General features: G+C 60.7%; 4 protein-coding genes and 3 pseudogenes. 4 read left to right on the forward strand and 3 right to left on the reverse strand.

The genetic code is table 11. From position 1 onward, the window contains the following. Positions 1 to 276, forward strand: a pseudogene (locus DPQ23_RS15055) (putative 2-aminoethylphosphonate ABC transporter ATP-binding protein); the annotation flags it as partial. Positions 277 to 709: 433 nt separating this feature from the next. On the opposite strand, the gene DPQ23_RS15060 reads toward DPQ23_RS15055, so the two are convergent. Beyond that, the gene (locus DPQ23_RS15060) at positions 710 to 1,099 is read right to left on the reverse strand and encodes a type II toxin-antitoxin system VapC family toxin (RefSeq protein WP_112875577.1); all 390 of its coding nucleotides are present in this window, start codon (positions 1,097 to 1,099) and stop codon (positions 710 to 712) included. Then, positions 1,096 to 1,350 (reverse strand): AbrB/MazE/SpoVT family DNA-binding domain-containing protein, encoded by a 255-nt coding sequence (locus DPQ23_RS15065; RefSeq protein WP_112875578.1) that lies wholly within the window; start codon positions 1,348 to 1,350, stop codon positions 1,096 to 1,098. The genes DPQ23_RS15060 and DPQ23_RS15065 overlap by 4 nt, the downstream gene beginning before the upstream one ends. 272 nt (positions 1,351 to 1,622) lie before the next feature. Between DPQ23_RS15065 and DPQ23_RS15070 the strand changes: the two genes are divergently transcribed. Both DPQ23_RS15070 and DPQ23_RS15075 read left to right on the forward strand, forming a co-directional pair. Then, positions 1,623 to 2,186, forward strand: a complete 564-nt coding sequence (locus tag DPQ23_RS15070) for a recombinase family protein (RefSeq protein WP_112875579.1) — start codon at positions 1,623 to 1,625, stop codon at positions 2,184 to 2,186. A 155-nt stretch (positions 2,187 to 2,341) separates the two neighbouring features. Continuing rightward, positions 2,342 to 2,437: pseudogene (locus tag DPQ23_RS15075) on the forward strand (transposase); the annotation flags it as partial. A 21-nt stretch (positions 2,438 to 2,458) separates the two neighbouring features. On the opposite strand, the pseudogene DPQ23_RS15080 reads toward DPQ23_RS15075, so the two are convergent. After that, positions 2,459 to 2,945: pseudogene (locus DPQ23_RS15080) on the reverse strand (IS5 family transposase); the annotation flags it as partial. Positions 2,946 to 3,048: 103 nt separating this feature from the next. On the opposite strand from DPQ23_RS15080, the gene DPQ23_RS15085 reads away from it, so the two are divergent. Next, positions 3,049 to 4,008 (forward strand): IS481 family transposase, encoded by a 960-nt coding sequence (locus tag DPQ23_RS15085; protein WP_112875580.1) that lies wholly within the window; start codon positions 3,049 to 3,051, stop codon positions 4,006 to 4,008. Positions 4,009 to 4,282: the final 274 nt, after the last annotated feature.

The raw sequence follows: 4,282 nt of genomic DNA on the forward strand, positions 1-4,282 counted from the left end.
CGCGCGCTGGCCATCGAGCCGCGGATGCTGCTGCTGGACGAGCCCTTCGGGGCGCTGGACGCCAAGGTCCGCAAGGAACTGCGCCAGGGCCTGCGCGAGATCCACGACACCACTGGCCTGACAACCGTCTTCGTCACCCACGACCAGGACGAGGCGATGGAGCTGGCCGATCTGGTGGTCGTCATGTCGATGGGGCGGATCGAGCAGATCGGCAAGCCCACCGACATCCGCGCGCGTCCCGCCACGGCCTTCGTGCGCGAGTTCATCGCGGGGTGAGAGGGGCATTGATGATCAATGCCCCTCGGGGCTCAGATGCTGTCCCGTGAAGGGATGTAGCTGGCGCTGATCGTCACCGTAATGTTTGCTGCGGGCCTGCTTGATCAGGATGCTGTGGAGAGCAGGCTGATGACGGGATCGTTATCCATCGTCCCGATGGTTTTCAGCGTCCTCTAACGGGCGCACTGGACGGCCCACCTGATGGCATGGACCGCCTCCGCACCGTTGTCGCTAATGGGCTGGTCATCACACCAGCTTGGGAGCAAGTCATGTCTGTGACGGTCATTGGTCTCGATCTCGCGACGTCGGTCTTCCAGGCCCAGGGCGTCGACGCCGGCGAGCGCGCCGTTCTGAAGTGGCGCTCCTCCGCCCTAAGCTTCTCCGGGGTGCATCGTTCACTTGATGACGTGTTCATGCAAACAGGAGCGCGCAATCACCGGATGCTGTGGACGGTAACTCCGATCTCGTCGGCGATTTCGCTCCAGACCTGATCTGCAGTAAGGGCCGGGACAGCAAGATGTTTCGCCAAGGCCAGGCAGCAGCGATCGCCCAGAGACAAGCCCGCACGGCGCGTGACAGATGCCATGAGAGCGGCAGTGGTCGCTACTTCGTCACCAAGAGGCTCAAGCGGGAAAGGGAGCCGGTCTCTGAGCGCGTGCACCTGCGCCTCGTCTGCTCCTCTGAGCACATAGCGGGTCGCGACTTCAGAGAAGTTGACGGTGCTCATGCGGGCCCCGGACAGGATCGCCTCCAGGACCTTGTCATGACCCGGCTCATTCAGGAGATAGGCCATGAGCGCCGAGGCGTCCAGAACAACGGTCAAGATCGTTCCTCACGCTCTGCCTCATCCCGCCGCTCGGCCAAAAACAGATCAACGGACTCGTTCGTGGTGGCGAACAGGTCAGCAGCTTCGGCCTGAAGGGCTGCCATGACGTCCCGGACCGGCCGGACCCGGATTTCTCCATCTTCGACCCAGACTGAGACTTGGCCTCCACGCTCCAATCCTACCAGCTTGCGCACTTGCACCGGAATATTGAGACGGCCAGTTTCGGCTATTCTGAGCACGGAAGCCATTTACGACTATTCCTTCCTACCTTCCCTTGAAGAACCGTAGACACAAAAGGCTTTCTTGTCCAGAGCGTGGACTTATACATCATTTGGAATATAAACAGATCTTGAGATCTTGCCAATTATTAGAATGCTCGCAAGATGTTTGCCTTTTTGAGGTATACCTCACGAGGACAGCTGCATCGGACACCGGAGTGCGTCTTAATAGGGTTGTTATGAAATTTATCGTACAGTAGCGTGAGTGGGTCTAGACCCCAGTCGAACAGAACGGCCCTACAATGACCCACTACGGGTATGCTCGCGTGTCCACGACTGACCAGGACCTCTCCCTGCAGGAGGCGGCACTCCGGTCCGCAGGCTGCCAGGTAATCCGGGCCGAGAAGAGGGCCGGCACCTCGCGCGACGGCCGTACCGAACTCGACATCCTGCTTCAGTTCCTGCGATCCGGCGACACGCTGGTTATCACCCGCATCGATCGGCTGGCCCGCTCGCTCAAGGACCTCCAGGACATTGTCCATGAGCTGAAGGCGAAGGGCGTGACGCTGAAGGCAACCGAGCAGCCCGTGGACACCTCCACCGCCGCCGGCAAGGCCTTCTTCGACATGCTCGGGGTCTTTGCCGAGTTCGAGACCAACCTGCGTCGTGAGCGCCAGATGGAGGGGATCGCCGCGGCCAAGGTCCGCGGCGTCTACAAGGGAAGGAAGCCCCAGATCAATCCCGACGAGGTCCGCCGGCTGCAGGAAGAGGAGAAGCTAAGCCCCACCGCCATCGCCAGGCGGCTCGGCATCGCGCGCTCCTCGGTGTACAGATTCTTGACCTCGGCCAAGCAAACAGATGGCTGACCGTTTTCAGGCTTTGAAGCGCTGCATCCGGGTTCGGACCTCGTCCGAGAACGGAACCGGACGCAGGGTCTGGAGGGAGGCATTGACGGTGACCTGCCCCCCGGAAGTTCCCTCGCCGGGAAGTAAAGTCTGCCCCACCTGAAGGAGCAGACGAGATGAGGAAAAGCCGTTTCACCGAGGCGCAGATTATCGGGATGATCAAAGAGAAGGAGGCTGGTTTGCCCACTGCTGATCTCTGCCGGAGACATGGCTCAGCCCTGCAACCTTCTAGGTTATGTTGACAAATGGCGCAGCCAGAGGCGGATCGATGTGATGTCGATGAAGCCCAGGAAGCTTTCGGCGGTCTTGTCATAGCGGGTGGCGACGCGACGGGCGTTTTTCAGCTTGTTGAAGCAACGCTCAACGAGGTTGCGCAGCCGGTAGAGGGTGCGATCCACGGCCACCCGCAGCTTGCGGGTCTTCCGCATGGGGATCACCGGCAGCACATCGCGCGCCTCCATGGTCCTGCGAACATCATCAGAATCGTAGCCGCGATCGGCCAGCAGGACGGAAGGCGCGGGCAGGTTGTCGGCCATGACCAGATCGAAGCCGAGATAGTCCGATGTCTGGCCGGGCGTGATCTCCGTCCTCATGGGCAGGCCGGCGCTGTTGACGCGGAGGTGGATCTTGGTCGTGAAGCTACCTCTTGAACGGCCGAAACCCTGCCGCGGAGCCCCCTTTTGCGCCGGCTGCCTGATGATGGGCGCGGACCACGGTAGCGGGGTCCTTATTGCGCGCCGATCAACACAATGGGTCTGGAGCCTAGTTGTTTGATCCCAAGGTTTGATGGTGTGATCCTTTCTCAGGAATGGAAGGAAGCACTATGGGACAAGTTCGTCACGGGAGCGCCACGACCACGTTCGCCGTCAGAGCGGCAATACAGCGATCGCAAGCTTCGCTCGCGCAGTTGAGCCGGGAACTCGGCATCAATCCGAAGACGGTGGGGAAGTGGCGCAAGCGGGCGACGGTCGAGGACCTGAAGACGGGACCGAAGGAACCACGCTCGACGGTCCTGACCGAGGCAGAGGAAGCGATGATCGTCGCGTTCCGCCGCCATACGATGTTGCCGCTGGATGATTGCCTTTATGCCCTTCAGCCATCCATTCCGCACCTGACACGCTCGGCATTGCACCGGTGTTTGCAGCGTCATGGGATCTCCCGGCTGCCTGACGTTGAAGGGGACAAGCCGAAGCGTCAGAAGTTCAAGCGCTACCCGATCGGGTTCTTCCACATCGACATCGCCGAAGTGCAGACCGCCGAGGGCAAGCTCTACCTCTTCGTCGGCATCGACCGCACAGCCAAGTTCGCTGTCGCCCAACTCGTTGAAACGGCTGACAGACGCACTGCTTGGGAGTTCCTTCAGCACATGCTCGAAGCCGTGCCATATCAGGTTCACACCATTCTCACCGACAACGGCATCCAGTTCGCCGAGCAACCGCGGAACCGCAACACCATTTACTCCCGACCGATGCGCTTCGACATGATCTGCGAGGCCAACGGTATCGAGCACCGGCTGACCAGGCCGAACCACCCTTGGACCAACGGCCAGGTCGAGCGGATGAATCGAACGATCAAGGACGCGACCGTCAAGCGATTCCATTACGACAGCCATGACCAGCTGCGCACGCACCTTGCCGACTTCCTGGCAGCCTACAATTTCGCACGCAGGCTGAAGACGCTCGGAGGCCTCACGCCTTACGAATACATCTGCAAAATCTGGACATCAGAGCCAGATCGATTCATCCTCAACCCGATCCACCAAATGCCGGGACTGAACACCTAGTCCGCTGGCTCTCGCGGAGACGGCTACATCAGGCGACCCCTCGCCCGTAAGCGAATGTCCCGAAGAGCCGGTCGTAGTAGACGGAGGTCGTGTCGCGAATGTGGTGGAAATTGCCTGGCGGCTCGCTTCGGGCATGTGAAGCTGGCTCCGATCAGGCGGCGAGGTCAAGTGGCATCGGTTGGAGGGGCTGAGTGAGGGTTTCCCAGCCGTCGACCTTGCGCATCTGGATCTGCCCTGAGGCCAGGAGCGCCCAGAGCAACATCGGCACGGTTTC

Source organism: Paracoccus endophyticus, from assembly GCF_003286075.1.
GTDB lineage: Bacteria > Pseudomonadota > Alphaproteobacteria > Rhodobacterales > Rhodobacteraceae > Paracoccus > Paracoccus endophyticus.